A 24,994-nucleotide genomic window follows, 5' to 3' on the forward strand; every position below is an offset into this window, starting at 1 on the left:
GATAGCCATACCTGCCCTGCCCGTCGCGTGCTCCCGCCAGCCGCACCCTCGGAGGAATCCCCCACCTCGATGACTGCGACCGCCACCGCGCCCGGCCTCTCGCTCCTGGGAGGCAGCCCGGACCACCCGGCATTGATCGCCGACGGCGTTCGCGTGGATTACGACGAGTTGCGCGAGCGTGTGGCACGTCGTCGCGACGAGATGGGCGGCATCCGCCGACTCGTCATGATCGCGGCGAGCAATGCGGTCGAACCGATCGTGACGTACCTCGCAGCCCTGGAGGGCGGCCACCCGGTGCTGCTGGTGGACGGGTCCGATGAGGAGGGCGCGCGGGCGCACCGCGCCGCACTCATCGCCCGGTTCGACCCCGACGTCGTCGCCACGGACGGCCCGTCGGGCTGGGTGCTCGAGGAGCGTCGCGTCGGCAGCCGGCACGATTTCCACCCGGATCTCGCGGTGCTGTCGAGCACGTCGGGGTCGACCGGATCTCCCAAGCTGGTGCGGCTGTCGGCCGAGAACGTGCGCAGCAACGCGGCGGCCATCGCCGAGTACCTGCGGCTGAGCCCCGCGGACCGTGCGGCGACCACGCTTCCACTCCAGTACTGCTACGGACTCTCGGTGGTCAACAGTCACCTGCTCGCCGGCGCCAGTGTGGTCCTCACCGGCAGGTCGGTCGCCGATGAGGAGTTCTGGATGCAGGCCCGCCGCGACGGGGTGACGTCGTTCGCCGGAGTGCCGTACACCTTCGACCTCCTCGATGCGGCGGGCTTCGCCGCGCGCGAGCTGCCCTCGCTCCGCTACGTCACCCAGGCGGGCGGGCGCATGGCGCCCGAATCGGTGCGGCGGATCGCGCAGCTCGGCCGAGAGCGCGGCTTCGAGCTGTTCGTGATGTACGGGCAGACAGAGGCGACGGCGCGCATGGCGTACCTCCCGCCGGACCTGGCCGCGACCCACGCGGGCTCGATCGGCCGGCCGATCCCCGGCGGGTCCTTCCGCATCGACGCCGTCGACGAAAGCGGAACCGGCGAGCTGGTCTACCAGGGCCCGAACGTCATGATGGGGTACGCGCACACTCCCGAGGACTTCGCGCTCGGTCCCAGCCTGACCGAGCTGCGCACGGGCGACGTGGGACGACGACGCGACGACGGCCTGTACGAGATCGTCGGCCGGATCAACCGCTTCGTGAAGGTCTTCGGCCTGCGCCTCGACCTCGACCGCATCGAGCAGCTGCTGGCCGAGGAGGGCATCGAGGCGCGCGCGACGAGCGCCGACGAGCGCCTGCTGCTCTTCGCGACGTCGGAACGCACGGCCGAGCGGGCCCGCGCTCGCGCCGCCGCGCTGACCGGCCTGCCGGCGCGCGTCATCTCGGCATACGCCGTCGCCGAGTTCCCTCGCACGTCCAACGGGAAGCGCGACTATGCCGCTCTCGCGCGGTACGCCGAGCTGCGCGACCGTGCGATCCGCGCGAGCGAGGCGACCGCGCCACCGGGCGACGCGGTGACGGCCGAACGCGTGCGCGATCTCTACGCGGCACTGCTGGGAGAGCCGGATGCCGGGCTCGACGACTCGTTCGCGGGGCTCGGCGGCGACTCGCTCAGCTACGTCGAGATCTCACTGCGACTCGAGGAGATGCTCGGATCGCTGCCGCGGGAGTGGCCGGCCCTCACGCCGCGGGAGCTGGCAGCGCAGCACCGGCCACCGGCACCGCCTGCCCCGTCGGCAGACGGGACAGCCGCACCGACGACCGGGAGCGAGCTGCCGGCAGCGCTCGCTCCCCCGGCGCGCCAAGCCTCTTCGTCGCGCCGCAGAGTCTGGACGCGGCTGGAGACGCCGGTGCTGCTGCGCGCGGGCGCGATCTTCCTCATCGTCGCCACGCATGCCGACCTCCTCACCCTGCAGGGCGGCGCACACCTGCTGCTCGCCGTCGCCGGGTACAACCTGGCGAGGTTCCAGCTGGCGCCCGTCGCCGGCACGACGCGGCTGCGGCGCCTGGGACGCAGCGCGTCCCAGCTGGTGGTGCCGGCCGTGCTCTGGATCGGAGCGGTCGCGCTCGTCACCGGGCAGTATGCGCCGACGACGGTCGCACTGGTCAACAACTTCGTCCCCGGCGACGGCCGGTGGAGCGAACAGTGGCAGTTCTGGTTCCTCGAGGCGATGCTCTGGGCCATCGCCGGTGCGGCTCTGCTGTTCGCGGTGCGCCCGGTCGACCGGCTGGAGCGGCGCGCGCCCTTCACGTTCGCGCTCGTGGTCTTCAGCGCCGCGCTCGCCACGCGGTTCGCACTCACCGGCCTCACCGCCGAGCACGTCGAGCGCTACACCGCCCCCGTCGTGCTCTGGCTGGTCGCACTCGGCTGGCTGGTCGCGCGGGCCGACACCACCGCACGGCGGCTGGTGGTGTCGGCGCTCGCCGTGGCATCCGCGTATGGCTTCTTCGGCGACCCCGCACGCGAGGCGATCGTCGTCGGCGGCATCCTGGCGCTCCTGTGGATTCGAGCGGTCCCGGTCCCCCGCGTCGCCGTGCCGGTGCTCGTCACGGTCGCCGCCGCGTCGCTGTTCGTGTATCTCACGCACTGGCAGGTCTACCCGCCGTTCGAGCAGAGCGCGCCGTGGCTCGGGACGCTGCTCTCTTTCGTGGTCGGCGTGCTCGCCTACCGGGCCTATGTCACCGTCAGCGGTGCCACGCCGGCCGTGATGAAGAGGCTCAAAGCGGGGCGGAAGCGGTCCCGGGCCCTCCAGCCGTGACGATGCTCCCCGTCGTGGCGGCGGCCGCGGAGTAGAGCACGACACCGCCTTCGACGATCACCCGCACCGCCGTGCCGGGAGCGAACGCCGCGGCACGGTGCTGGGGAACCCGGTACACCAGCTCGGTCGCGAGCTCCCCCACCCCGACGCGCAGGCGCAGGTCGGCGGTCGACCCCGCGGGACGCACGGCCGTCACGACCGCGTTGGCCACCGCGGCGAGTGCGGCGGCGGCGCCGTGCGTGGCCGCGGCGACCCGCAACTGCGCCGGCCGGACCATCGCGCGCACGTGCTCCGCTCCGCCGGAGAGATCGTGCCGGACGGCGAGGCGGCCGAATCCGCATTCGACGCCGCTGGCGTCGACGTGGGCGGGGATGACGAGGGCGTCGCCGAGGAAGAGCGCCACCGAGGCGTCGACGGGCGCGTCGTAGACGGCCATCGGGTCGCCCGACTGCACCAGCCGGCCGCCGACGAGCACGCCGACCTGGTGGCCGAACGAGAGTGCCTCTTCCTGGTCGTGCGTGACCAGCACGGCGGTGACGCCGCTGCGCTCCAGCACCTCGATCACGGCGTCCCGGGTGGACGAGCGCAGTCCGGTGTCGAGGGCGCTGAACGGCTCGTCGAGGAGGATCATTCGGGGCTCCTGGGCGAGCGCCCGGACCAGGGCGACTCGCTGCTGCTGCCCGCCGGACAGCTCGTGCGGCATGCGATCGGCGTAGGCCGGGGGCAGCGCGGCGAGCTCGAGCAGCTCCCGCACTCTCTGGACGCGACCGGGGCCGCGGGGCAGGCCGAAGGCGATGTTGCGCCCCACCGACAGATGCGGGAACAGCGCGCCGTCCTGCGCCACGTAGCCGATGCCGCGGCGGTGGGTGGGGACGCTTCGGCCGGGTCGCGACAGCTCGTCGCCGCCCAGGCTGATGACGCCGGCGTCGGGATCCACGAAACCGGCGACGAGACGCAGCAGCGTCGTCTTCCCGCTGCCCGAGGCGCCGACCAGTGCAAGGCGCGTGCCGCGCGGCACCTCGAGCGAGACGTCGCGCAGCACCTCGGTGTCGCCGAAGGCCTTCGACACGCCGTCCAGTCGCAGGGTCATCGAACGGTCCTCCCCGTCGCGTGGGTGAACATCAGCGCGACCGCCGGCACCGACAGCAGCACGAGCAGCACCGCGTGCGGCGCCGCGGCGGGATAGTCGAGAGCGGATGCCGCAGACCAGAAGCTCGTCGCCACGGTGCTGGTGCCCGTGGGGGCGAGCAGGAGGGTGGCGGTGAGCTCGTTCGCCGCGCCCAGCGCCACGAGGGCGGCTCCCGCTCCGATCGCCGGGAGCAGGAGAGGCACGGTGACGCGCATGCGGGCGGCCGCCGGGCTCACCGCCAACGCGCGCGCGGCCTCCTCGAGCGACTCCGGGACCTGCGAGAGGCCGGCTCGAAGCGGCACCAGTGCGCGCGGGAGGAAGATGACGACGTACGCCGCCACGACGGTGAACGGCGTCTGGTACAGCGCCGGTGCGAACGCGAGCGTGGCGGCGACGAGCGCCAGCGCGACGATGATGGCCGGCAGGCTGCTGGCGAGATACGCCGCCCCCTCGAGCACGCGCGAGACCCGTCCCGGATAGCGCACGGCGAGCCACGCGAACGGCAGCGCGACGGCGATCGTGCACACCGCCCCGGCCAGTGCGAGAGCCAGCGTCTGCAGCGCGGCGACCCCGACCTCTGCGAACGCAGCCGGATCGGCCCGCATCAGCCACCGCCCGACGCTGCTGAGCGGCACCACGAGCGCACCCGCCAGCACCACCGCGACGGCGATCAGCGATGGTGCGGTGAAGCGGCCCAGCCGCAGCGTGGCGGCGGGGTGGGGCGAGCCGCTCCCCAGGCGGGCATACCGGGCGCGGCCACGCGCAGCCGACTCCGCGACGAGCAGCAGCAGGCACAGCAGCGCCAGCACCAGGCCGAGCGCGGCGGCGTTCGGACCGGCGAACGTGCTCTGGTAGGCGACCACGATCGCCGTGGTGAACGTGTCGAAGCGCAGGAACGCGAACGCTCCGTACTCGGCGAGGAGGTGCAGCGCGACCACCAGTGCCCCGCCGAGCACCGCCAGACGCAGCTGAGGCGCGACGACGCGGAAGAACACCGCCCACGACCCCATGCCGAGCGTGCGGGCCGACTCCTCCAGCGCCGGATCCAGGCCGCGGATGGCGGCGAGCGCCGGCAGGTACACCAGCGGGAAGTACGCGAGCGTCGCCACCAGCACGGCGGCCCACAGCCCGTTGAGGGAGGGGATCGCGCTCGCCCAGCCGTAGCTGGCGACGAACGCCGGGATGGCCAGCGGAGCGGCGAGCGCGACCTTGATGACGGCGCGGCCGGGAAGCGTCGTACGCTCCACCAGCCACGCCCCGCCCACCCCGAGGAAGATCGTGGCCGGCACGCCGATGAGCACCAGCAGCACGGTGTTCACCAGCAGCTCGCCAACCTTGGGCCGCAGCACGAGCGCCGACAGCTGGTCCCAACCCATCGCCACGGCGGCCTGGACGACGTACACGATGGGCACCAGCGCGCCGAGCGCGAGCACCGCGACGACAGCCACGAGCGCGGCGGGCGGGCGCCTCTCGGCCGCTCCGCCCGCCGTCGCGCGCGTGTGCAGCTGGGTCAGAGGAGTCCGGCTTCCGTCATGAGCTCGATGACGGCGGGACCGTTGAGCGTGGAGGGGTCGATCACGGGAGCGTCGAGCTCGGCGAGCGCGGGCAGCTCGGTCTTGGCGGGGATGTCCGACGCTACGGGGTACTCGAAGCTGTAGCCCTCGCCGAGGATGGCCTGGCCCTGCGCCCCGGCGATGAATGCCAGGAACTGCTGGGCCTCGTCGGCGTGCGGCGCGTTCTCGAGCACGCCGCCGCCCGACACGCTGACGAACGCACCAGGGTCCTGGTTGCCGAAATAGTGCAGCGCCGTGTTCGAGCTGTCTTCGGCGGCGGCATCCTGATCCCGGTACCAGTAGTAGTGGTAGATGATCCCGACCGGCACCTCGCCGGCGTTGACGGCCTTCATCGTGACGATGTTGTTGCGGTACTCCACGGCGTTCTCGGCCATGCCCTCGAGCCACTCCCGCGCGCCGTCCTCGCCCTGCGTGGCGAGCACCGCGGACACGATCGCCTGGAAGTCTGCCTTGGCGGGCGCGGCACCCCAGCGTCCCTTCCATTCCGGCTCGGCGAGATCGAGAAGCGACGCCGGAAGCTCATCCTCGGAGATGAGGTCGGGGTTGTAGACCAGCACCGTGGAGCGAGCGGCGATGCCGGTCCACAGGCCGGACGCGGGCCGGTACTGCTCCGGCACCAGGGCGAGCGTGCCGTCGTCGACCGGTGCGAAAAGGCCTGCCTCCTCGACCAGCGACATCGCGGGCGAGTTCTCGGTCAGGAACACATCGGCCTTCGACGCCGTGCCCTCCTGCACGAGCTGGTTCGCCAGCTCGCTGTCATCGCCGTTGCGCAGCACCACGTCGATGCCGGTCTCAGCGGTGAACGCCTCGGCCCATTCCTCGGTCAGCTGCTCGTGCTGGGCGTTGTAGACGACGAGGGCGTCGGCGTCGGCTGCGGCGTCCGCACCGCCCGCGCCGCCGGCGCAGCCGGCGAGTACGAGGACGACGAGAACCGCCGAACCGGCGAGGAGGCGGCCGGGGCGCGCGGACAAGCGCGGGCGTGAAGGCATGGGAGATCTCCTGGGGACGAGACAGGTAAGGCTAGCCTAATGCACGCCGCTTCCCGGTTACGACGACGTCACCGCTCCGGACATCACGATGCCAGGCCTGTCAGAGCCGCCTCACGTAGACGGCGACGCCGTCCTGGTCTTCGACGTCCAGGCGGAACTCCTCGCCGTGGAACCAGGCCTCGGTCGGGATCGAGCCGTCGGACTCTCGATCCCGAAGCTCGACGCCCACGGTGAGCCGGACCTGCCCGCCGACGCTCACTTCATCGAACTGAGCGGTGTACGGCTCGCCGGATTCCATTCTGTGAGGCTACGCCCGCGGGCGCTTGTCTGTGAGCCGCACATGTTCACGGCGTACGGTCAGGTCATGACGACAGCGGGCGGTCACGGCGAACTCGAAGAGCAGGACGATGCCGGCCTGCCGGGCGGGTCAGGTCCCGCGAGCTTTCCGCCCCGGTCACGGAGGACCGAGCCAGGCGGTCGCCGCCGCGGCGAGATCTGGGTGGTGGCGCGGAACGAGTCACGAGGCGGATGGGATGTCTGCAAGGGCAACGCACGGCGGCCGTCGGCGCACTACGACACCGAGGCGGAGGCCGTCGAGGCGGCGGCCGCGATCGTCCTCCGCCGCGAACGCGGTGAGGTCCTGATCCAAGGCCCGGACGGCACGCTCGTGCCGCACCCATCCGGTGCGGGGGGCGACTAACCTCTCAGTTGTATGAGCGACAGCGTGGGCGACGTCATGCAGGCTCTCGATCGTGGATCGTTCCGGCCTGCCGACTACAGCGCGCCCTTCGTCCGCCTCTTCCCCGTGAGCGGCGCGTCGGTGTCCACACTGGGCGACGTGCTGGGCAGCGAGACACTGTCGGCGTCGGACGATCGCGCCGCCCGACTGGACGAATGGCAGATGGACCTCGGCGAGGGGCCGTGCTGGGACGCGCTGCGCTCGATGGCACCCGTCGAGGAGCCGAGCTTCACGACCGCGGGCCGCACCCGCTGGCCCGCCTTCTCGGCTGCCAGCAGCGCGGAGTCCGTGGCGTCGATCTTCGCGTTCCCGCTCGCCGTCGGGCCGCTGCGTCTGGGCGCCGTCGACCTCTATTCGCTGATGCCGGTCGCGCTGACCACGCGGCACACCGGGGAGGCATCCGCCATCGCGGACGCCATCGGACGCGACATCCTCACCCGTGCGATCGGTGAACAGGGCGACCTCAGCTCCACGAGCCCCGCCTCTCGCCGAGTGGTCCACCAGGCGACCGGGATGGTGCTCGCACAGTTGCAGGTCGGTCCGGATGCCGCGCTTCTGGCCATCCAGGGTCACGCCTTCGCCTCCGGCCGCGCGGTCGCCGACATCGCCGAGGACATCGTTCAGAGGCGCCTGCGGTTCGTGAACCACGATGGCCGTATCGAGGTGGAGCAATGAGCGCCATCGTGCGAGAGGCCGAGCTGGTGCGAACGTTCGCGAAGCTCGCCGACACGCTCGTCGCCGAATACGACGTCGTCGACCTCCTCCAGGTGCTGGTCGACGCCTGCCGCGACATCCTCGGCGCGTCCGCGGCGGGAATCCTCCTCGCCGGCGACGACGATCGCCTCGAGCTCGTCGCTTCGACCAGCGAAGCGAGCCGGCTCGTCGAACTCATCCAGCTCGCCGCGCAGGCCGGTCCCTGCATCGAGGCGTTCGGCACGGGCGAAGTGGTGACGGTGCCCCGGATCTCGGAGTCGCCTCCGCAGTGGTCCGCCTTCCGCGAGAGCGCCGTCGAGCTGGGGTTCGGGGGGGTGACGGCGATCCCGATGAAGCTTCGCGAACACATCATCGGCACGCTCAATCTCCTCGTCACCGGAGACGGCACCCTGGAGGAATCCGACCTGACCGCGGCCCGGGCCTTCGCCGACGTGGCGACGATCGGCATCCTCCAGGAGCGTTCCATCCGGCGGGGCGAGCAGCTGACGGCACAGCTGCAGCACGCGCTGCGGAGCAGGGTGATCATCGAACAGGCCAAGGGAGTGGTCGCCCACACTCACGGCGTCGCCATCGACGAGGCGTTCGAGATCATCCGTGCGTATGCACGCAGCCACCAGCAGAGTCTCAGCGGCGTGGCGGCAAGGCTCGTGAGCCGCGAACTGGTGATCGACCCGAGACAGCTGTCGAGCTGAGCTACCCTCGGACGCTGTCCCCCGACACCTCCGCGCCCCCGACGGTCAGTCTGCTCACCTCGAGGCTCTCGACTTCGACGCTGCCGAGCGAGACGTCGCCGGGGACACCCTGCTCCTCAGGCACCGGACCGGCAGCCACGTTCTCATCCACCAGGGTGACGCCACCCGAGCTGTTCGCGGACTGCGCGAGGTCCTCGATCCACCGGCGGCTCAGCTCGGGAGGCTCCGCGTGATCGAACACGAACCGCAGCGGAATGGACGGGTGCAGCCAGATGGTGCTGCGTCCGCCCGGCTGATCGTCCTGGTGACGCCACGTCAGCGTGAAGCTCTCGTTGCGACGCAGCTTCGTGGCGATGACGACTTTCAGGTGAGCCAGCGCGCGATCCTCGATGTGGATCGGCGTGGCGTCACCGCCGTAGAAGATCGTTCCCATGGCTCGAAGCATAAGCCGTCACGGTGGCCCCCGACGACGCGGAGCGGGCGGGTGATTGACGGCGCTCTGAGATGGGTGCATGCTCAGCCCAACTGGGGAATGGGGCGCTCATGTCTCTTCATGCTGCACTCGCCGTGGCGGCGGAACCGTCGCCGGGTCCGACGCCGGCCGGTCCGGCCGCGGTCGACGTCGCACTGTCGAACTACTACCTGGCCGTCGGGCTGCTCGTCAGCGCCATCGTGGTCATCATCCTGGCCCTGGCCTTCGCCTGGCTCTACCATCGCGACGCGCTCCGGGTCATCGAGAAGCTCGCCACCACGGAGGGCGGCCCCCCGGTGGGGATCGACTCCGGCGCAGCGGTGGAGCGGGGCGTTCGCGTCGGGCCGGCGATCGTCGGCGGCAGCACCGGGCAGAAGGACACGGCTCTGATGTTCACCGTCGAGAACCTCCCCGACGACGCCACCGTCGCGTGGGACGTGGAGGGGGCGACGATCGAACGGATCGACGGCGGCCGCACGATCCTGGCGACGTTCGCGGCCGACGGCAGCCACAAGGTCGCCGCCACCGTGACGCAGGCCGATGGGAACCGGATCGAGCTCGAGGCGAAGGAGGTGGAGATCGGGCCGAAGCCGGCGGCCGCGGCATCCGCTCCCCCCATCGTGATCCCGTTCGTGGTCAAGAACTGGGGGCGGCTGGTCATCGTCCTGTTCGGAGTCGGGGTGATCTCGGCGCTCATGGCGTCGCAGATCCTCGACGCCGCAGCGGGGATCGGCATCCTGGGAGCCCTGCTGGGCGCCGGCGCCGTCTCGGCGACGACCGGCGGGTCGTCCGAAGCGCCCGCCGCCCCGCGGTCCGGCTCGGCGCCAGGCGGCTCTGACGGCACCGCCGGCGGCGGAGGCCAGGCCTGATCGCACCACGCTCGGCGCCCGCTCCGCGGCGTCGGCGCGCGGTCCTGCGCGCGGCGGAGGGCGGATGCCGCGTGGCATCCGCCCTCCGCCCGGCCGTCAGCGCTGCATCACGTCCGCGGTGTGGTAGGTGAAGACGAGCCGCGCCGGAACCGTCCCCTCCAGCACCTCGTCGACCGCTCTGTTGACCTGGTCCAGGTCGCGCGTCTCGGTGATGACCCGGGTGCGACCGGCGGCGTGAAGGGTGAAGACCTCGGTGAGGTCCTGGCGGGTCCCCACGATCGAGCCGATCACGCTGATGCCCTTGAGCACCGTCTCGAAGATGGGGAGCGTGATCGTGCCGTCGGCAGGCAGTGACACCAGGAGGAGCCGGCCGCCGCGGTTGAGCGCGTCGAACGACTGACGGAAGACCGCCGGAGCGACGGCGAGCACGACGGCGACGTCCGCTCCGCCGAGGTCGCGGATCGCCTCCACCGGATCGGTGGTCCGGGCGTTGACGGTGTGGTCCGCGCCGAGCTCGGTCGCGAGGGCGAGCTTCTCCTCGGTGACGTCGACCGCGATCACCTTCGCGCCCACCAGTCGCGCGTACTGAACCGCGAGGTGGCCGAGGCCGCCGACGCCGAACACGGCGACCGTCTCGCCGGGGATCACGTGCGCGTTCTTGATCGCGGCATACGTCGTGACGCCGGCGCAGGTGAGCGGCGCAGCATCCAGCGGCGTGACGCCGTCGGGGACCACCACCGCATAGCGCGCGTCAGCGAGCATGTACTCCGCGTACGCCCCGTCGACCGCGTAGCCGTTGTTGTACTGGCTCTCGCAGAGGTTCTCGCGGCCGTCCACGCAGTAACGGCATTCGCCGCACGCGTGCCCGAGCCACGGCATCGCGACGCGCTGTCCGACCTGACGCGTGGTCACGCCCTCGCCGAGCGCCTCGACGATCCCGACGCCCTCGTGCCCGGGCACCAGGGGCAGGTTCGGCTTCACAGGCCAGTCTCCCTGCATCGCGTGGATGTCGGTGTGGCACAGTCCGCAGGCCTCGAGCCGGATCAGGATCTGTCCGGGCCCCGGCTGCGGGACGGGACGCTCCTCGACCTGGGCCGGCGTTCCGAGCTGTCGGACGACTGCACTTCGCATTTGTCTCTCCTCTGTGGGATCTGTACGGAACCAGCCTTGCGGCATGGCTGCCGCGCCGCTGGGACGTAAGTCCTCCGGCGACGCGCTGCGTCCGGTGGGACCATCGGCCCGCGGGACCGGTGGGCACCGCCGCACACTGGAGCACGCGCCCTCGGTGCCGCGATGCCGTCGGTGAGCGGAACGGATGCCGCACCACGGCGCGGGAGGGAGGCCTGACGTGCGACGGGAGCGAGCACTCAGACCGGCCGACGAGGCCAATCTCGTCCTCGACCACCCCGGCCAGGTCAACGTCTTCCTGGTCGCCGGCCTGCTCGCACCGGGAGGGTTCGTCTCAGACGCCGGCGAGCTCGACGCGGACGCCGTCCGGGCGGCGGTGGGGCGCCGGGTCGCCGGCATCCCGGAGCTGCGACAGGTGCCCGTCCGCGCCGGCCGCCACCACGAGTGGGCGGACTGCGAACCGGATCTCGCTGCGCAGGTCCGCGTCGTCCCGGCCATCGATGGACTCGAGGAGCTCGAGCGAAGGTGCGGTGCCCTCATGGTCGAGCCCCTGCCGCTCACGAGACCGCCGTGGGAGCTGCTCCTCGCGCCGGCACGGGGCGGCGCCGCGATGATCCTCCGGATCCACCACGTCCTCGCGGACGGCATGGCCGCGGCCGACCTCATCCGGAGGCTGCTGGCGGATGCGACGGCGACCGCCGACGAGCCGATCGCTCCGCCGCGCCGCTCGTCCCCCGCCCTGCCGGCGGGCAGCCGCGTCGGCCGCGCACTGTTCGGGCTGCGGCGGACCATGACGACGCTGACCGCGCGAGGCCTTCCCGAGACGGTGCTGCTGGGTGCGCGCAGCAGTCGTCACGGCGTGATCTTCGCCGACGCCGATCTCGGGCGGATCGCCGCGGCCGCCCACGGCGTGGACGCGACGGTGAACGACGCCGCGCTCGCCGTCGCCGCGGCCGGGTACCGGGCCGCACTCGCGCAGAGCGGTCATCCGGTGCCGTCGGAGCTGCCGGTGTCGGTCCCCGTCGCCCTGACGCGGCGCGGAGATACCCGCAACCAGGTGGGGGTCATGCTCGTCCGCCTGCCGTTGCGCGGTGAGGAGGTGAGGGACAACGTCGCCCGGATCGCCGTGCAGACGAGGACGGAGAAGGTGCAAGCGCGCCGCCAGGGCACGCTGGAGCTCATGCGCGGCCCGGTGGGCGCTCGGATCATGGACCGCATCGCGCACCGGCAGCACCTGGTCGGCGGGTTCGTGACGAATGTGCCCGGTCCGGCTCACGAGCTGCACCTCGCCGGCGCTGCGCTCACCCAGCTCTGGCCGGTCTCCGTGCTGGCCGCGAACGTGCGACTGGGCGTCGCGGTGGTCTCGTATGCCGGGCGGCTCTGCGTCGGCGTGCACTTCGACGCCGGCTACATCGACGGCGCCGCTGTGGCATCCGCGGTGCGCAGCGAGCTGGCCGCGCTCGAGTCGATCCGGTGAGCACCGGCCTCCCGCGCGGGACCTTCGGCCCGGGAGGGCGTGCGCCTGCGGCCCAGGCTGGGGTCATGCTCTCATCCCGGCCTGTCGCCGGCTTCCTCGTGCGGGTCACGGTCGCGCACGTCGTGACCTACTTCGCGATCGGTCTCGTCGCGGCGGCGCTGCTCGACTACGAGGAGCTGTTCACCCAACCGGTCATCAGCGACTTCATGCGCCCGTTCGGCTCGGTGGCGGTGATCGTGGGTCCCCTGCTGCAGGTGGTCCGCGGACTGCTCATCGCGGCGGTGCTGCTGCCGTTCCGATCCGTCCTTGCCGGACGGCTCGGGTGGCTCTGGCTGTGGCTGCTGTTCATCGGCATCGGCATCCTCTCGACCCCGGCGGCGGCGCCCGGGTCGTTGGAAGGCGCGGTGTACAGCCAGCTGCCGTGGTGGTACCACCTCATCGGGATGCCGGAGATGCTGGTGCAGACGCTGCTGTTCAGCGTGCTCACGGCGTTCATCGCGCGCCACCCCGAGGGAGTGCTCACCGCCCTTCCTCCGGTGTTCGACCGCATCGTCCGCGCGCTCGTGGTGGCGTGCCTGTCGTTCGTCGGCTACGCCGTCGTCTCCGTGGTCTTCGCTCTTGCGGCAGGGGCCGCTGTCGGGGCGTCGGAGAACCTCTCCCCCGCCGTGCAGGGCGTGTTCGTCGCGCCGTTCCTCGCCAACGGGATCATCGCGTTCTTCGCGGCCTCCGAGGGCGCGTCGCGTCGTGCCGCCGCTGCCCTCCTCTCGTGGGCCGTCGGCGCGGCCGCCATCATCGCCTATCAGACCGTCGTCTTCGGAAGCGCCGGCGTCCTCTACGCGCTCGTCGCACCCGTTCTTCCGGCGATCATCCTGTGGCTCGCGACCGCCCGCAGGCACCACGACGACGACGACGCCGCCCGGGGTGCTGGCCAGGCCGAAGACGCGGCGAGCCGCACCGGCGCATCGCACTGAGAAACCCGGCGGGCCGGGGGCGAGGCGGGAGCGGTTCGGGACCCGCGCTCACCCCGCGAGCTGCTCGGTCAGGCCATGCCCCCACTCGCGGGCGCGCTGGAGCTCCCCGTCCACGAGGGGTCCCTCGTAGCCCTTCACCAGGAAGCTCGCCGGATCCAGCACGTCGAACCCGAGCTTCCTCGCGAGGCGCGTGGCCGTGTGCGAGGCCGCCCCGGGCAGGAGCGCCATGTCGTCCACGCGCGTGTCGAACGCGGCGAAGGCGTAAGGCCGTTCCGGCGCCGGCAGTGCCTCCAGCCACTCGCGGATGCCTTCGGGCACATCCGTGAACGCGCCGCCGTGACGAGCCGCCTCCCGGCGTGTGACATCCCGGGACAGCGAGAAGACATGGGTGGGCGCCCCGACGACGACCATGTCGACGTCGGCGGGCACCGCGGTGGGCGCATCGACGACGTCCGCGACGGCGACATCCGCTCCGTCCGCCATGCCGTCGGCGATCGCCTGCGCGATGCGACGCGTGTTGCCGAACATCGATTCGTAGACCACCAGCGCGCGCATGGCGACTCCTTCCGTCGGCGGCTCCTGTCGCCGCTCCCCCTCCAGCGTCGTCGTCGGAGCCGCGAGGGATGGGGTCTTTGGTCCTTCCCCGCCGCCGCGGCAGTCGCGTCTGCAAGAATTCGGACATGCCGCAATGGCTCCTGTTCGGTCTGTTCTCGGTCGGTTTCGCCGCGCTCGCAGCCTGGGCCGCGCGGCGTCTCCTGGACGGGACGGTGGGCTGGGTCCGCTCCGTCGTGACGGCGCTCGTCGTGTTCCTGGCCGCGCTTCCGCTGGCCACCTGGTCGCTGCGGGTCGCCGGTGTGGTGGAGGGCGACCGGATCGTGGCAGACACCCCCGTCGCCCTCTCGTTCCTCGCCCTCACGCTGGGCTGGCTGTTCGCCGCCGTCGTGGCCTGCGTCGTCACCCTCGAGTTCGCCTGGCCGTCGCACGGGCTGCGGAATCCGATCACCTCCATCCGCGAGGCGTTCCGCCGCCGCGACCGCGCGCGGCGGTACACGCAGATCCTCTCGATCGCCTCCCGTCACGGCATCGGGCTGTTCGGCACGCCCCGCACCCCGCCCGCGCCGCCGGAGCTGGCCGTCGCCCTCGTCGCCGCGATGAACGAAGCGGGAGTCACCTTCGTCAAGCTGGGGCAGGTGCTCTCCGCCCGCGACGACGTGCTCCCTCGCGAGCTGGTGACGGCGTTCGCGACACTGCAGATGGAGTCGACTCCGATCCCCTGGTCCGAAGCCGAGGCGGCCATCCGCGCCGAGGTGAACGGGACGATCGGCGACGTCTTCGCGCACATCGATCCGGAGCCGCTCGCCGCCGCCTCGGTCGCCCAGGTGCACGCGGCGCAGCTGCGCAACGGCGACGACGTCGTCATCAAGATCCAGCGCCCGCTCGCCCGGCGGCAGGTCACCACCGACCTCGACATCCTCCACCGACTGGCCACCGACCTCGAGCGGCGCACGGACTGGGCGAAGGAGTACGGCGCGGTCGCGCTCGTCGACGAGTTCGCCCGCGCGCTCCACGACGAGCTCGACTACCGCATCGAGCTCGACAACACCGAGATGCTGCGGGCCGCCACTGCGGCCTCCGCCTCGTCGCTGCGCATCCCCCGGACGTATCGCGAGCTCTCGACGGAGCGGATGCTGCTGCTGGAGCGCGTGGTGGGGACCCCGTTCACGCACGTCTCATCGGCGATCCTGCCTCCGGAGGAGTCGTCGGCGATCGCGGACGAGATCGTGAGGTCGGTGTTCGACCAGGTGCTGGTGCGCGGCGTCTTCCACGCCGACCTCCACGCCGGCAATCTCATCCTGGGCGACGCCCGAGAGGACGGAGCCGCGCGCGAGGTCACCCTCATCGACTTCGGGTCGGTCGGGATCGTCGAGAAGAGCCTGCGCCGCCTCCTCATCCCGCTGCTGATCGCGATCTCCAACGAGGACGACGCCGTGACGACGGACCTCGTGCTGCTGATCTGCGGACACGGCGAATCGCTGAACAAGGCGGCGCTCCAGCGCGACATCGGCGTCGTGATCACCCGCGTGCACAACAGCCCCACACACGAGAACATCTTCCGGCTGCTCCTGGATGCGCTGCGCCGGCACCGCCTGGCCATCCCGCCGTCGCTGCTCCTCGTGCTGCGCACCCTCGGCTCGCTCGAGGGCACGCTGCGGCTGCTCCAGCCGGATTACGACCTCACGCGGCGGGGCCTGGAACTCGCTCCGGCCACGGCGCTGCGGCGGATCTCGATGCACGACATGTTCCTGACGGCGCAGTCGCAGGGCGCCGTGCTCATCGAGGGGGCGCGCCGCCTCAGCCGCCGCATCGAGAGCATCTCGCGCGACCTGGACAGCGGCACGTTCTCGGTGCGCGTTCGGATGTTCGAGGACGGACGGGAGCGCTCATGGGTCGACGGGATCGTCTCCCGCATGACGATCACGATCGTGGGCGTGACCCTCGTGATCGCCGGCGTCATGCTCAGCGTCAGCGACACCGGCCCCATGATCACCGACCAGGTGCCGGCGTTCTCGTTCCTGGGCAGCGTGCTCACCCTGGGCGGGCTCCTCCTGCTGCTGCGGAGCCTCAGCCGATCTTTCACGAGCCGCGGGTCGTAGCATCCGGCGCGGCTCATGCCGCAGGCCTGGCCTCCCGCTCGCGGATCCGGCGACGCCGAAGCTTCGAGAGCCCGTCGACGATCACGATCGCGGGCACCGCGAGCGCTGCCAGCCCCCATCCGAGAAGCGGCGGCCAGGCACCACCGAGGAGGTCCACGAGGAACGGGATGCCGAGGAAGGCGACGAGCAGGACCGCCTGAGCGGCGACCGCGACGAGCAGCAGCCGGTTGGTCCGCGGGTGCATCCGCCACACCGGCCGGACCGTGCTGCGGCACGCGAACGCCGTCGCCATCTGGCCCAGCACGATCGCGGCGAACGCCGTCCCCGAGGCGCCGGCCATCACCGCCGGGTCCACGTCGTCACCCCACTGCCACCCCGCGACGAGCAGGACGCCCAGGAAGGCGCCGAGCGCGACGACGGCCTCGGTGAGCCCGAGCAGGAAGAACGCGCGTGAGAGCAGGGCCCGGTCCACGATCGACCGTCGCGCGGGCCCCTGCATCACGTCATCCCGCGCCGGTTCGGCACCGAGCGCCAGGGCGGGCAGCATGTCGCTCCCGATGTCGAGCGCGATCACCTGCATCACCCCGATCGCGAGCGGGACGGAGCCGCCCGAGAGCGCCCACACCACGAACGGGGCGAGCTCGGCGACGTTGTCGGTGAGGTGGTAGGTGAGGAAGCGCCGGATGTTCTTGAAGGTCGCCCTGCCGAGCTCGACGGCGGCCACGATCGTCGCGAGATGGTCGTCCAGCAGCACCACGTCGGCCGCCTCGCGCGCGACGTCGCTTCCGCTGGCCCCCATGGCGACCCCGACGTCGGCCTCGCGCAGCGCGGGCGCGTCGTTGACACCGTCCCCCGTCATGGCCACCACGTGCCCGTGGCCACGAAGGGCCCGGGCGATCCGCAGCTTGTCGGCGGGCGTCGCCCGCGCCACCACCACCCCGTCGTCGTGGTCGACAGCGTCGGCCAGCTCCTCGTCCGTGGTCGGCAGGCTCGGCCCGTCCAGGACGACCCCCCGGGGGCCGAGCAGACCGACCTCGCGGGCGATCGCGGCACCGGTGCGCGGGTGGTCGCCGGTGATCATCGCGATCCGGATGCCGGCAGCCCGGCATTTCTCCAGCGCCTCGCGCACCCCCGCGCGGGGCGGATCCTCCAGGGCCAGCACCCCGGCGAAGTCGAGGTCGTGCTCCATCTCGGGCGACGGCGCGGCGGTCCAGGTGCGGGTGGCGACGGCGAGCACGCGCCTGCCCGCGCCCGTCAGCTCGTGCACGGCGTCCGCGATATGAGGGGGAACCGCGCGGCAGCGGGCCAGGACCGCCTCCGTCGCACCGAGCACCGACACCTGATCGCCGTCCAGCGACGAGCTCAGCAGGCGGTCAGCCGTATAGGGCACGCGATGACCTGTGGCCTCGGCATCCGTCCCCACCCGCAGCGCGAGGCTGTGGAACGCCGCCTCCATCGGGTCGCCCGCCGCCTCCCACCGGCCCTCGCGCTCGACCACCCTGCCGGCCACGCACCGCAGCGCGGCGCGCGCGGCGCGGGGAACGAGGGCGACCGCCTCCGGTGGCCCGGCCAGGTCGGCGGTGGGAGCGTACCCCTCGCCGCGGATCCGGACGATCCCCGCAGCCGTCACGACCTCGAGCACGTTCATGCGGTTCTCGGTGAGGGTGCCGGTCTTGTCGGTGCAGATGAAGGTCGTGGCGCCGAGCGTCTCGACGGCGTCCAGCCGGCGCACCAGAGCGTGCTTCTCGGCCATGAGCTCGGCACCGCGCGCCAGGGAGAGCGTCACCGTCGGCAGCATGCCCTCTGGCACCAGCGCCACCGACACGCCGATGGCGAAGACGAAGGCCTGGGTGAGCCCCAGCCCCAGCAGGAGGGAGGTCGCCCCGAGGCCCACCCCGACGATCGCGGCGATGACGGCGATGACGCGCACGACGCGCTTGAGCTCGAGGGTCATCGGGCTCGGCGGGCGCTGCGCACCGGCGGTCAGACGGCCGATGTCGGCCAGCACCGTCCGGGAGCCGGTGGCCACGACCACGGCGCGCGCCTCGCCCTGGACGACGAACGTCCCCCCGCGCAGGATGTCTCCGGGGGCGTGTCGCACGACGGCGCTCTCCCCCGTCAGGAGCGACTCGTCCAGCGCGAGATCCGCGGCGCTGACGACATCCAGGTCCGCCGCCACGCGATCGCCCGCCGCCAGCAGCACGACGTCCCCCGGCACGAGGTCGGCCGCCGGGACGGTGACCGCCTCGCCGTCACGCATCACGCGGGCTGCCATCGGAAGCAGCCGGCTCAGCCGCTGGGCCGACCTGTCGGCCCGGTACTCCTGCGCGAACGCGAACGCAGCGTTCAGGACCACGATCACGACGATGGCGATCGCCAGCGCCGGGATGCCGGCCAGCACCGCGAGCGCGGCGGCGATCCACAGCAGCACCGCCAGGAGGTGCGTGAGCTCACGGAGGATCATCCGCCAGGGCGACACGCGTCTGCCGCGGGGCACGACATTCGGCCCGACTTCCGCGAGACGGGCTGCTGCTTCTCTCGACGTGAGGCCGGTGTCGTTCAAGACCACCTCCGTATGGTCTCGCCGAGCCGCCCCGGATGTCGGGACCTTCGTCCCCGCTCCGCCGCGGTTCGGACGCGCGCTCCGCGGCTGCGCGTCGCCCCAGCCCTGGCGGCACCGGTAGCGGTGTCATACTGTGGGCCTCGGCGCCGAGGGGAGCGGACAGGATGGCGGAGGATGAGCTGGCGTTCCCCGATGGTCCGCGCCTGGACCTCGACGAGGCGCTGGCGACGCTCCTCGTGCAGGCCGAGAGGGTGCGAACCAGCCAGGGACGACTGCGCGCACTGCTGGGCGCCACCCAGGCCGTCGTCGAAGAGAGCGATCTGAGCTCGGTGCTGCGGCGGATCGCGGAAGCTGCGACCTCGCTGGTGAACGCGCAGTACGGTGCGCTCGGGGTGATCGCCCCCGAAGGGGACGCCCTGGAGGAGTTCATCTACGTCGGCCTCTCCCCGGAGCGGGCTTCCCAGATCGGCCATCTGCCGACCGGGCACGGCCTGCTGGGGGCTCTCATCGCCGACCCTCGACCCATCCGCCTTCCGCAGATGTCCGACGACCCGCGGGCGGCGGGGTTCCCGGCGCACCACCCGCGGATGGACTCGTTCCTCGGGGTGCCCGTGCGCGTGCGCGGCGAGGCGTTCGGCAACCTCTACCTCACGAACCACCGCGACGGCGCCTTCTCGGACGAGGACGAGAGGCTCGTCGAGGCCCTGGCCACCACCGCGGGGTTCGCGGTGGAGAACGCGCGGCTGCTCGACGAGGCGCGCACCCGCGAGCGGTGGATGACCGCGGCCGCCGAGCTCTCGGCGGCACTGCTGTCGTCGGCCACCGACACCGCGTTCGACCTCATCGCCGGCCGGCTGTTCGACGTGCCCGGCAACGACAAGGTGACCGTCCTGCTCGCCGACGAGTCCACCTCGGCGCTCAAGATCGTCGCCGCGCGGGGTCTCGATGAGGCGGAGCTGCGCGGAAGGGTCGTGGAGACGGATGCCACGTGCGCGGGCGAGGTGGTCACCTCGGGCCACGCCCGCGCGGTCGGGCGGGAGCCGGCGTCCGCGGACGACCCGGTGCGCATGTGGGAGGACGGCCTGGCGGGACCGATCGCCGCGGCGCCCCTGCGCACGCGCAGCCGGCTGTGGGGGGTGGTGTGCGCAGCGCGTCACCCGGACCGGCGACGCTTCACCGCCACGGAGCTGACGAGCATCGCCGACTTCGCCTCGCGCGCGACCATCGCCCTGGAGCTCGCGTACGCGCGGGAGGAGAGCCAGCGGTCGCTGCTGGCCGAGGACCGCCGGCGCATCGCGCGAGACCTCCACGACCACGTCATCCAGCAGCTGTTCGGCACCGGGCTGACCCTCCAGGCGATCGCCGGCAGCACCGCACCGGGACCCGATGCCGACCGCCTGAACGAGTCCATCGACCAGCTGGACGATGCGATCTCGCAGATCCGGACCGTCGTCTTCGCCCTGTCGCATCGGGACGAGAGCTCGCTGCGCCACCGGGTGATCGACGTCGTGGCCGATCTGTCGGCCACGCTGCGGCATCCGCCCGCCATCAGGTTCACCGGACCGGTGGACCATGCGATCACCGGCCCGTTCCTCGAAGACGTCGTGGGGGTCGCCCGCGAGCTGCTGAGCAACGCGGTGCGGCACTCCGGCGCCGATCGGATCTCGGTGGAGGTGGCCGTCGTAGAGGACGACGTCGTGGTGCTGGTCGAGGACGACGGAGTGGGAGTCGGCGAGGGCGGACGGCGCAGCGGCCTGGCCAACCTGACCGAGAAGGCGGCGCAGCGCGGCGGAGTCTTCGCAATCGAGTCCCGCGCCGGCGCGACCGCGGCCCGGTGGAGCGCTCCCCTGCATCCGAGCCGGTCCCAGGGCGAGGGAGGCAACCGGTGATCAGCGTCTTCCTGGTCGACGATCACGAGATCGTCCGTCGCGGGCTCTCCGACCTCGTCCGGTCGCAGGCGGACCTCGAGGTCGTCGGCGAGGCGGGGACCGTACGCCAGGCGATAGGGCGGATCGAGGCCACCGTGCCGGATGTCGCGGTGCTGGACGTGCGCCTGCCCGATGGCAGCGGCATCGACCTGTGCCGCGACATCCGCTCCCGCATCCCCACCGTGGCCTGCCTCATCCTCACCGCCTACGACGACGACGCCGCGGTGAGCGCGTCCGTGCTCGCCGGCGCGGCGGGGTATGTGCTCAAGGACGTCGGCGGGCCCAGGCTCGTCGACGCGATCCGCGCCGTCGCGGCCGGTCGTTCGCTGATGAACGACGCCGTCGTGCAGCGTGCGACGGCAAGAATCCGCGAGCGCGCCGACGACCCCGACCCGCGCCTCGGATCACTGGGGCTGCGGGAACGCCAGATCCTGCGCCTGATCGCCGACGGACTGACCAACCGGCAGATCGGTGAGCAGCTGGGCATCGCCGAGAAGACGGTGAAGAACTACGTCTCCTCGCTGCTGAGCAAGCTCGGGCTGGAACGCCGCACCCAGGCGGCGGTGTTCGAGCTGGAGCACCGCGGCGACTGATCCGCGCGGAGCTCAGCCGTGCGCGTGCGGCGCGCGGCGGGACCGGAGGGGGACGAACGTCGACCGGTGCATCGCCCTCACCTCGTCCAGGAGCCCCAGCAGCACCATGGTCAGCGCGAGCTCGACCAGGCCGATGACGAAGTACAACGCCTGCAGGAAGCTGAACGGGATGTAGGCCATCTGGACGAAGATCCAGATGACGCAGCTGAACCCGCCCACCGCCGCGAGCAACGTCCCCCACCGGGAGTCGGTCAGCACGGCGACGAACGCCATGGCGTGGACGCCGGCCACAAGCACGATGAGCGCCAGGCCCGGAACGAGGTACGACCGGAAGGGCGAGCCCTCGAGATACTCGGCCGGCGGCATCAGCACCGTTGCGAGCGTCGGATCGATGCTTCCCACGACGAGCGCGAGACCTCCCGCGAGCGCCGTGACGGCCACGAAGGCCTGCACGATCAGCAGGGTCATGCGAGAGACGCGGACCATGGTCACTCCTCATCGAGTCCGGGACGCAGCGGCGTCTCATCCAGTCCGGGACGCGGCGGCGTCCTGTGGAACGACGGCGACCGGGCATTCGGCGCGCCAGAGCACCTCCTGCACGACCGAGCCGAGCAGGCTCCCCGCCAGCACACCGCGGTGGTGCGTGCCCATGACGAGCATCGAGCTGCGGGGTCCGTAGCGCAGCAGGGCGGCCGACTGGCTGTCGCGCACGAGCTCGGTCTTGAGCTCGAGGGTCGGATACCGCTCCATCACCCAGCTCACCGCGTCGTCGAGCGTCGCGCGGTGCTCGGCCATCGCGCTCTCGGGGGTGAGCACGAGCGCGGTGGCGCCGGAGAAGGACGGAGCGGGCATGAGCCAGGCGTGCACGAGCCGGATCGCGGTGCGGGTGGCGGCCGCCTCTGCAGCCGCGAAGGCGAGCGCGGCGCCGGACGAGTCGTCGTCCGAGATCCCGATGGTGACGGGTTCTCCGAGATCCACCCAGCCGGCCGGCACCATCACGACCGGCACCTGCGCCATGGTGCTGAGCCGCAGCGGGATCGCACCGGCCATCGCCGTGCGGATCGGGTGCCCGGGATTGATGCCGACGACGAGGAGATCGGTGTCGACCGCGATGTCGGCCAGCGACTCCGGCACCCCGCCCTCGAGCCGGTGCAGCTCGACGCCGATGCCCGGGACGTGCTCGCGGAGGAACTCCTCGGCGTGCGCCAGCTGATCCAGCGCCGACGCGCGGTCCGTCGCCGAACGCCCCACGACGTTCACGAGACCGACGTTCGCGATCTCGCGGCTCGCGCGCCCGGCCACCCAGGACAACGCGGAGACGGATGCCGGACTCCCGTCGTAGCCGAGAACGATGCGTTCCATGAGCCGCTCCCCTGTGTCGCGCGGCAGGTCTGCCGCTGCTGAGAGTCAAACCCCGGCGTCGTCGTCCGCTCGGGCCGAAGGTCCCACGGCCGTCGCCGTGCTGTCTCGGGCCGCGCCGACGGGACCTTCGACCCGAGCCAGGAGACGACGATCGGCTCGGATGAGGGTGACAGGAAAGGGACAGCCATGACTCTCCAATCTCAGCGGTTCACCGGGCGCACCGTCGTCGTCACCGGAGCGGGTGCCGGCATCGGTCGTGCGACCGTGGAGCGCCTCGCCGCGGAGGGGTGCCGCGTCATCGCGGTCGATGTCTCCGCCGAACGACTGACCTCCCTCGCCGACGAGATCGGCGGCGACCTCGTCACCGTCACCGCCGACATCTCGGACGCGGCGGGCGTCGACGACATCGTCGCCGCGGCGGGGCCACGCATCGACGGCCTCGCGAATGTGGCGGGCATCATGGACGGCTTCGAGCCGACGGCGGAGATCGCGGATGCCACATGGGAACGGGTCCTCGCGGTGAACCTGACCGGCATGATGATGCTGACCCGCGCCGTGCTGCCGGGGATGATCGCCCGCGGGGCCGGGAGCATCGTCAATGTCGGCTCCGAGGCGGGTCAGCGCGGCTCGGCCGCCGGCACCCCCTACACGACGTCGAAGCACGCGGTGAACGGCTTCACCGTCAGCACGGCCTTCTTCTACACGCCGAAGGGAGTGCGGTGCAACGCCGTGGCTCCGGGTCCGGTGGCCACGAGCATCGAAGCCCCCTTCCGCTCGGAGTGGGCGCAGACCCGCCTCGGGCCGTTCTTCCAGACCAACCTTCCGCCGGTCGCGCAGCCCCCGCAGCTGGCCGCCGCGATCACCTGGCTGCTCAGCGACGATGCGTCGAACGTGTCGGGGGCGGTCATCCCGGTGGACGGCGGATGGGCGGCGATCTGAGATGCCGCGCCGAGACGCCGACCCGCCCCGCATCCTCCCCGCCCCGGTGCACGCCGCGCTGATCGCCACCGCGGTCGACGAGCTGGACGAGGCAGAGTGCTGGATGCTGCTCGCCGGCGCCCACGTCGGCCGCCTGGCCGTGATCGGCTCCGACGAGCGGCCCGACATCTTCCCGATGGACTATCTGGTCTCGGCTGGACGGGTCTTCGTCCGCTCCGGGCCCGGACAGAAGCTGAAGGACCTCGCCCGCAACCCGCACGTCGCCTTCCAGGCCGACGGGGACGCGGACGGCTTCCGCTGGAGCGTCGTGCTGCGCGGCACCGCTCGCCGCCTCGATCGGGACGACGAGATCGAGGCGTCCGGCGTGCTCGACCTCCAGTCCACCAGCCCGACCGGCAAGTACGACTACGTCGAGATCGCACCGGTCACGGTCACCGGCCGACGATTCCGTCCGCAGCGCTGACGCACCCGCGGCGTCGTCGGAGATGAGAAAGGGGATCTGATGAGCCCGGCGATGAGCGCGCAACTGCGGTTCCTGGGCGCGGCCGACACCGTGACCGGGTCACGCTATCTCGTCACGGTCGGGCGGACGACCCCCTCATGCGGCCTCCTGCTCCGATGGCGGCCGCCGACGTCCTCGTCACGGAGTCCACGTACGGCGATCGGCATCACGTCGCCGAGAACCCGGAGCGTCTCCTCGGCGACGTCGTCCGCCGCGTCACCGGTCGCGGCGGCGTGGTGCTGATCCCCGCGTTCGCAGTCGGCCGCACCGAGACGGTCCTGCTGCACCTGTCGAGACTGCTCGACCGGGGCGAGATCCCCGCCGTGCCGATCTACGTCAACAGCCCGATGGCCGTCGACGTGGTCGACGTCTATCGGCGGCATCCCTCGGAGCACCGGATCGCGGTCGACGAGCTGGAACGGATGTACCGCCTGCCCACGCTCGTCACCAGCGTCGACGACTCGAAGCTGCTGAATCTTCGCGGAGGGCCGATGGTGATCATCTCGGCGAGCGGGATGCTCACCGGTGGCCGCGTGCTGCATCACCTCGCCGCCTACGGCCCTGAGCGATCGAACGCGATCGTGCTGACCGGGTTCTAGGCCGGGGGAACGCGCGGCGCGGCACTGGCCCGCGGCATCCGGTCGCTGCGGGTCTTCGGCAGGGACGTGCCCATCCGCACGGAGGTCCACAACCTCGACACCATGTCGGCGCACGCCGACGCCGATGAGCTGATCGAATGGATGACGTCCGCGCCGCGCGCCCCCGGCGCGGTCTACGTGACGCACGGCGAGCCATCCGCCGCCGACACGCTGCGAGCGCGGATCACCCACGAGCTGGGCTGGCCCGCTCGCGTGCCCGAGCACCTGGAGTCCGTGGCTATCGCGTGACCCGCCGTGCCGGCCGGGACAGGCACGCGAAAACGCGGCCCGGGGCCCCACACCCCGGGCCGCTCCCCCA

23 protein-coding genes and 1 pseudogene are annotated in these 24,994 nt (G+C 72.0%); 14 read left to right on the forward strand and 10 right to left on the reverse strand.

Going from position 1 to position 24,994, the window contains the following annotated elements; genetic code table 11:
- The first annotated feature begins 69 nt into the window (after positions 1-69).
- The gene (locus V6R91_RS19700) at positions 70-2,742 is read left to right on the forward strand and encodes an AMP-binding protein (protein WP_336396612.1); all 2,673 of its coding nucleotides are present in this window, start codon (positions 70-72) and stop codon (positions 2,740-2,742) included.
- Here the strand turns inward: V6R91_RS19700 and V6R91_RS19705 are convergent.
- The 4 genes from V6R91_RS19705 to V6R91_RS19720 form a co-directional block, all read right to left on the reverse strand.
- The gene (locus tag V6R91_RS19705; protein ID WP_336396613.1) at positions 2,702-3,832 is read right to left on the reverse strand and encodes an ABC transporter ATP-binding protein; all 1,131 of its coding nucleotides are present in this window, start codon (positions 3,830-3,832) and stop codon (positions 2,702-2,704) included. The genes V6R91_RS19700 and V6R91_RS19705 overlap by 41 nt on opposite strands.
- On the reverse strand, positions 3,829-5,319 hold the full coding sequence (locus V6R91_RS19710; protein ID WP_336396614.1) for an ABC transporter permease: 1,491 nt from the start codon (positions 5,317-5,319) through the stop codon (positions 3,829-3,831). Before V6R91_RS19710 ends, V6R91_RS19705 begins: the two co-directional genes overlap by 4 nt.
- A 62-nt stretch (positions 5,320-5,381) precedes the next feature.
- Positions 5,382-6,434 carry an iron ABC transporter substrate-binding protein gene (locus tag V6R91_RS19715; protein ID WP_336396615.1) on the reverse strand — a complete coding sequence of 351 codons (1,053 nt, stop codon included), beginning with the start codon at positions 6,432-6,434 and terminating at the stop codon, positions 5,382-5,384.
- Between the two features lie 100 nt (positions 6,435-6,534).
- On the reverse strand, positions 6,535-6,732 hold the full coding sequence (locus V6R91_RS19720; protein ID WP_336396616.1) for a hypothetical protein: 198 nt from the start codon (positions 6,730-6,732) through the stop codon (positions 6,535-6,537).
- 66 nt (positions 6,733-6,798) lie between these two features.
- Here V6R91_RS19720 and V6R91_RS19725 point away from each other — a divergent pair, with 66 nt between their 5' ends.
- The 3 genes from V6R91_RS19725 to V6R91_RS19735 are packed head-to-tail and all read left to right on the forward strand — an operon-like array spanning position 6,799 to position 8,579.
- Positions 6,799-7,134: a DUF2188 domain-containing protein gene (locus V6R91_RS19725; protein ID WP_336396617.1), complete on the forward strand. Its 336-nt coding sequence runs from the start codon at positions 6,799-6,801 to the stop codon at positions 7,132-7,134.
- 12 nt (positions 7,135-7,146) lie between these two features.
- A complete protein-coding gene (locus tag V6R91_RS19730; RefSeq protein WP_336396618.1) occupies positions 7,147-7,848 on the forward strand; it encodes an ANTAR domain-containing protein in 702 nt (233 codons plus the stop codon).
- Complete coding sequence (locus tag V6R91_RS19735) at positions 7,845-8,579, forward strand: GAF and ANTAR domain-containing protein (protein WP_336396619.1); 735 nt, start codon at positions 7,845-7,847, stop codon at positions 8,577-8,579. The genes V6R91_RS19730 and V6R91_RS19735 overlap by 4 nt, the downstream gene beginning before the upstream one ends.
- A gap of 139 nt (positions 8,580-8,718) precedes the next feature.
- Here V6R91_RS19735 and V6R91_RS19740 read toward each other — a convergent pair.
- Positions 8,719-9,012, reverse strand: a pseudogene (locus V6R91_RS19740) (DUF7882 family protein); the annotation flags it as partial.
- A gap of 110 nt (positions 9,013-9,122) precedes the next feature.
- Between V6R91_RS19740 and V6R91_RS19745 the strand changes: the two are divergent.
- Complete coding sequence (locus V6R91_RS19745; protein ID WP_336396620.1) at positions 9,123-9,920, forward strand: hypothetical protein; 798 nt, start codon at positions 9,123-9,125, stop codon at positions 9,918-9,920.
- A gap of 96 nt (positions 9,921-10,016) precedes the next feature.
- Here the strand turns inward: V6R91_RS19745 and adhP are convergent, their stop codons facing one another.
- Entirely contained in the window at positions 10,017-11,051 is a 1,035-nt protein-coding gene (adhP, locus tag V6R91_RS19750) for an alcohol dehydrogenase AdhP (RefSeq protein ID WP_336396621.1), read from the reverse strand.
- Positions 11,052-11,268: 217 nt separating this feature from the next.
- On the opposite strand from adhP, the gene V6R91_RS19755 reads away from it, so the two are divergent.
- Both V6R91_RS19755 and V6R91_RS19760 read left to right on the forward strand, forming a co-directional pair.
- Entirely contained in the window at positions 11,269-12,525 is a 1,257-nt protein-coding gene (locus V6R91_RS19755) for a WS/DGAT domain-containing protein (protein ID WP_336396622.1), read from the forward strand.
- A 65-nt stretch (positions 12,526-12,590) separates the two neighbouring features.
- Positions 12,591-13,496, forward strand: coding sequence for a hypothetical protein (locus V6R91_RS19760; RefSeq protein WP_336396623.1), 906 nt, complete (start codon positions 12,591-12,593; stop codon positions 13,494-13,496).
- A 48-nt stretch (positions 13,497-13,544) separates the two neighbouring features.
- Here the strand turns inward: V6R91_RS19760 and V6R91_RS19765 are convergent, their stop codons facing one another.
- On the reverse strand, positions 13,545-14,051 hold the full coding sequence (locus V6R91_RS19765) for a flavodoxin family protein (protein WP_336396624.1): 507 nt from the start codon (positions 14,049-14,051) through the stop codon (positions 13,545-13,547).
- A 125-nt stretch (positions 14,052-14,176) separates the two neighbouring features.
- Between V6R91_RS19765 and V6R91_RS19770 the strand changes: the two genes are divergently transcribed.
- Complete coding sequence (locus V6R91_RS19770) at positions 14,177-16,150, forward strand: ABC1 kinase family protein (protein WP_336396625.1); 1,974 nt, start codon at positions 14,177-14,179, stop codon at positions 16,148-16,150.
- Between the two features lie 13 nt (positions 16,151-16,163).
- Here V6R91_RS19770 and V6R91_RS19775 read toward each other — a convergent pair whose 3' ends face one another.
- Positions 16,164-18,719 carry a cation-translocating P-type ATPase gene (locus V6R91_RS19775; RefSeq protein ID WP_336396626.1) on the reverse strand — a complete coding sequence of 852 codons (2,556 nt, stop codon included), beginning with the start codon at positions 18,717-18,719 and terminating at the stop codon, positions 16,164-16,166.
- A 158-nt stretch (positions 18,720-18,877) separates the two neighbouring features.
- Here V6R91_RS19775 and V6R91_RS19780 point away from each other — a divergent pair, with 158 nt between their 5' ends.
- Both V6R91_RS19780 and V6R91_RS19785 read left to right on the forward strand, forming a co-directional pair.
- Entirely contained in the window at positions 18,878-20,602 is a 1,725-nt protein-coding gene (locus tag V6R91_RS19780) for a sensor histidine kinase (protein WP_336396627.1), read from the forward strand.
- Entirely contained in the window at positions 20,599-21,234 is a 636-nt protein-coding gene (locus tag V6R91_RS19785) for a response regulator transcription factor (RefSeq protein ID WP_336396628.1), read from the forward strand. Before V6R91_RS19780 ends, V6R91_RS19785 begins: the two co-directional genes overlap by 4 nt.
- Positions 21,235-21,246: 12 nt before the next feature.
- On the opposite strand, the gene V6R91_RS19790 is transcribed toward V6R91_RS19785, so the two are convergent.
- Together V6R91_RS19790 and V6R91_RS19795 are read right to left on the reverse strand one after the other, a co-directional pair.
- The gene (locus V6R91_RS19790) at positions 21,247-21,720 is read right to left on the reverse strand and encodes a hypothetical protein (protein ID WP_336396629.1); all 474 of its coding nucleotides are present in this window, start codon (positions 21,718-21,720) and stop codon (positions 21,247-21,249) included.
- 36 nt (positions 21,721-21,756) lie between these two features.
- The gene (locus V6R91_RS19795; protein ID WP_336396630.1) at positions 21,757-22,596 is read right to left on the reverse strand and encodes a universal stress protein; all 840 of its coding nucleotides are present in this window, start codon (positions 22,594-22,596) and stop codon (positions 21,757-21,759) included.
- Positions 22,597-22,782: 186 nt separating this feature from the next.
- On the opposite strand from V6R91_RS19795, the gene V6R91_RS19800 reads away from it, so the two are divergent.
- The 4 genes from V6R91_RS19800 to V6R91_RS19815 all read left to right on the forward strand — a co-directional run bounded on the left by V6R91_RS19800 (position 22,783) and on the right by V6R91_RS19815 (position 24,924).
- The gene (locus V6R91_RS19800; RefSeq protein ID WP_336396631.1) at positions 22,783-23,535 is read left to right on the forward strand and encodes an SDR family NAD(P)-dependent oxidoreductase; all 753 of its coding nucleotides are present in this window, start codon (positions 22,783-22,785) and stop codon (positions 23,533-23,535) included.
- Position 23,536: 1 nt separating this feature from the next.
- A complete protein-coding gene (locus tag V6R91_RS19805; RefSeq protein WP_336396632.1) occupies positions 23,537-23,998 on the forward strand; it encodes a pyridoxamine 5'-phosphate oxidase family protein in 462 nt (153 codons plus the stop codon).
- 155 nt (positions 23,999-24,153) lie between these two features.
- Positions 24,154-24,636 carry a hypothetical protein gene (locus tag V6R91_RS19810; protein WP_336396633.1) on the forward strand — a complete coding sequence of 161 codons (483 nt, stop codon included), beginning with the start codon at positions 24,154-24,156 and terminating at the stop codon, positions 24,634-24,636.
- Positions 24,637-24,702: 66 nt separating this feature from the next.
- On the forward strand, positions 24,703-24,924 hold the full coding sequence (locus V6R91_RS19815; RefSeq protein WP_336396634.1) for an MBL fold metallo-hydrolase RNA specificity domain-containing protein: 222 nt from the start codon (positions 24,703-24,705) through the stop codon (positions 24,922-24,924).
- Positions 24,925-24,994: the final 70 nt, after the last annotated feature.

It is taken from the genome of Microbacterium sp. CCNWLW41 (assembly GCF_037083505.1).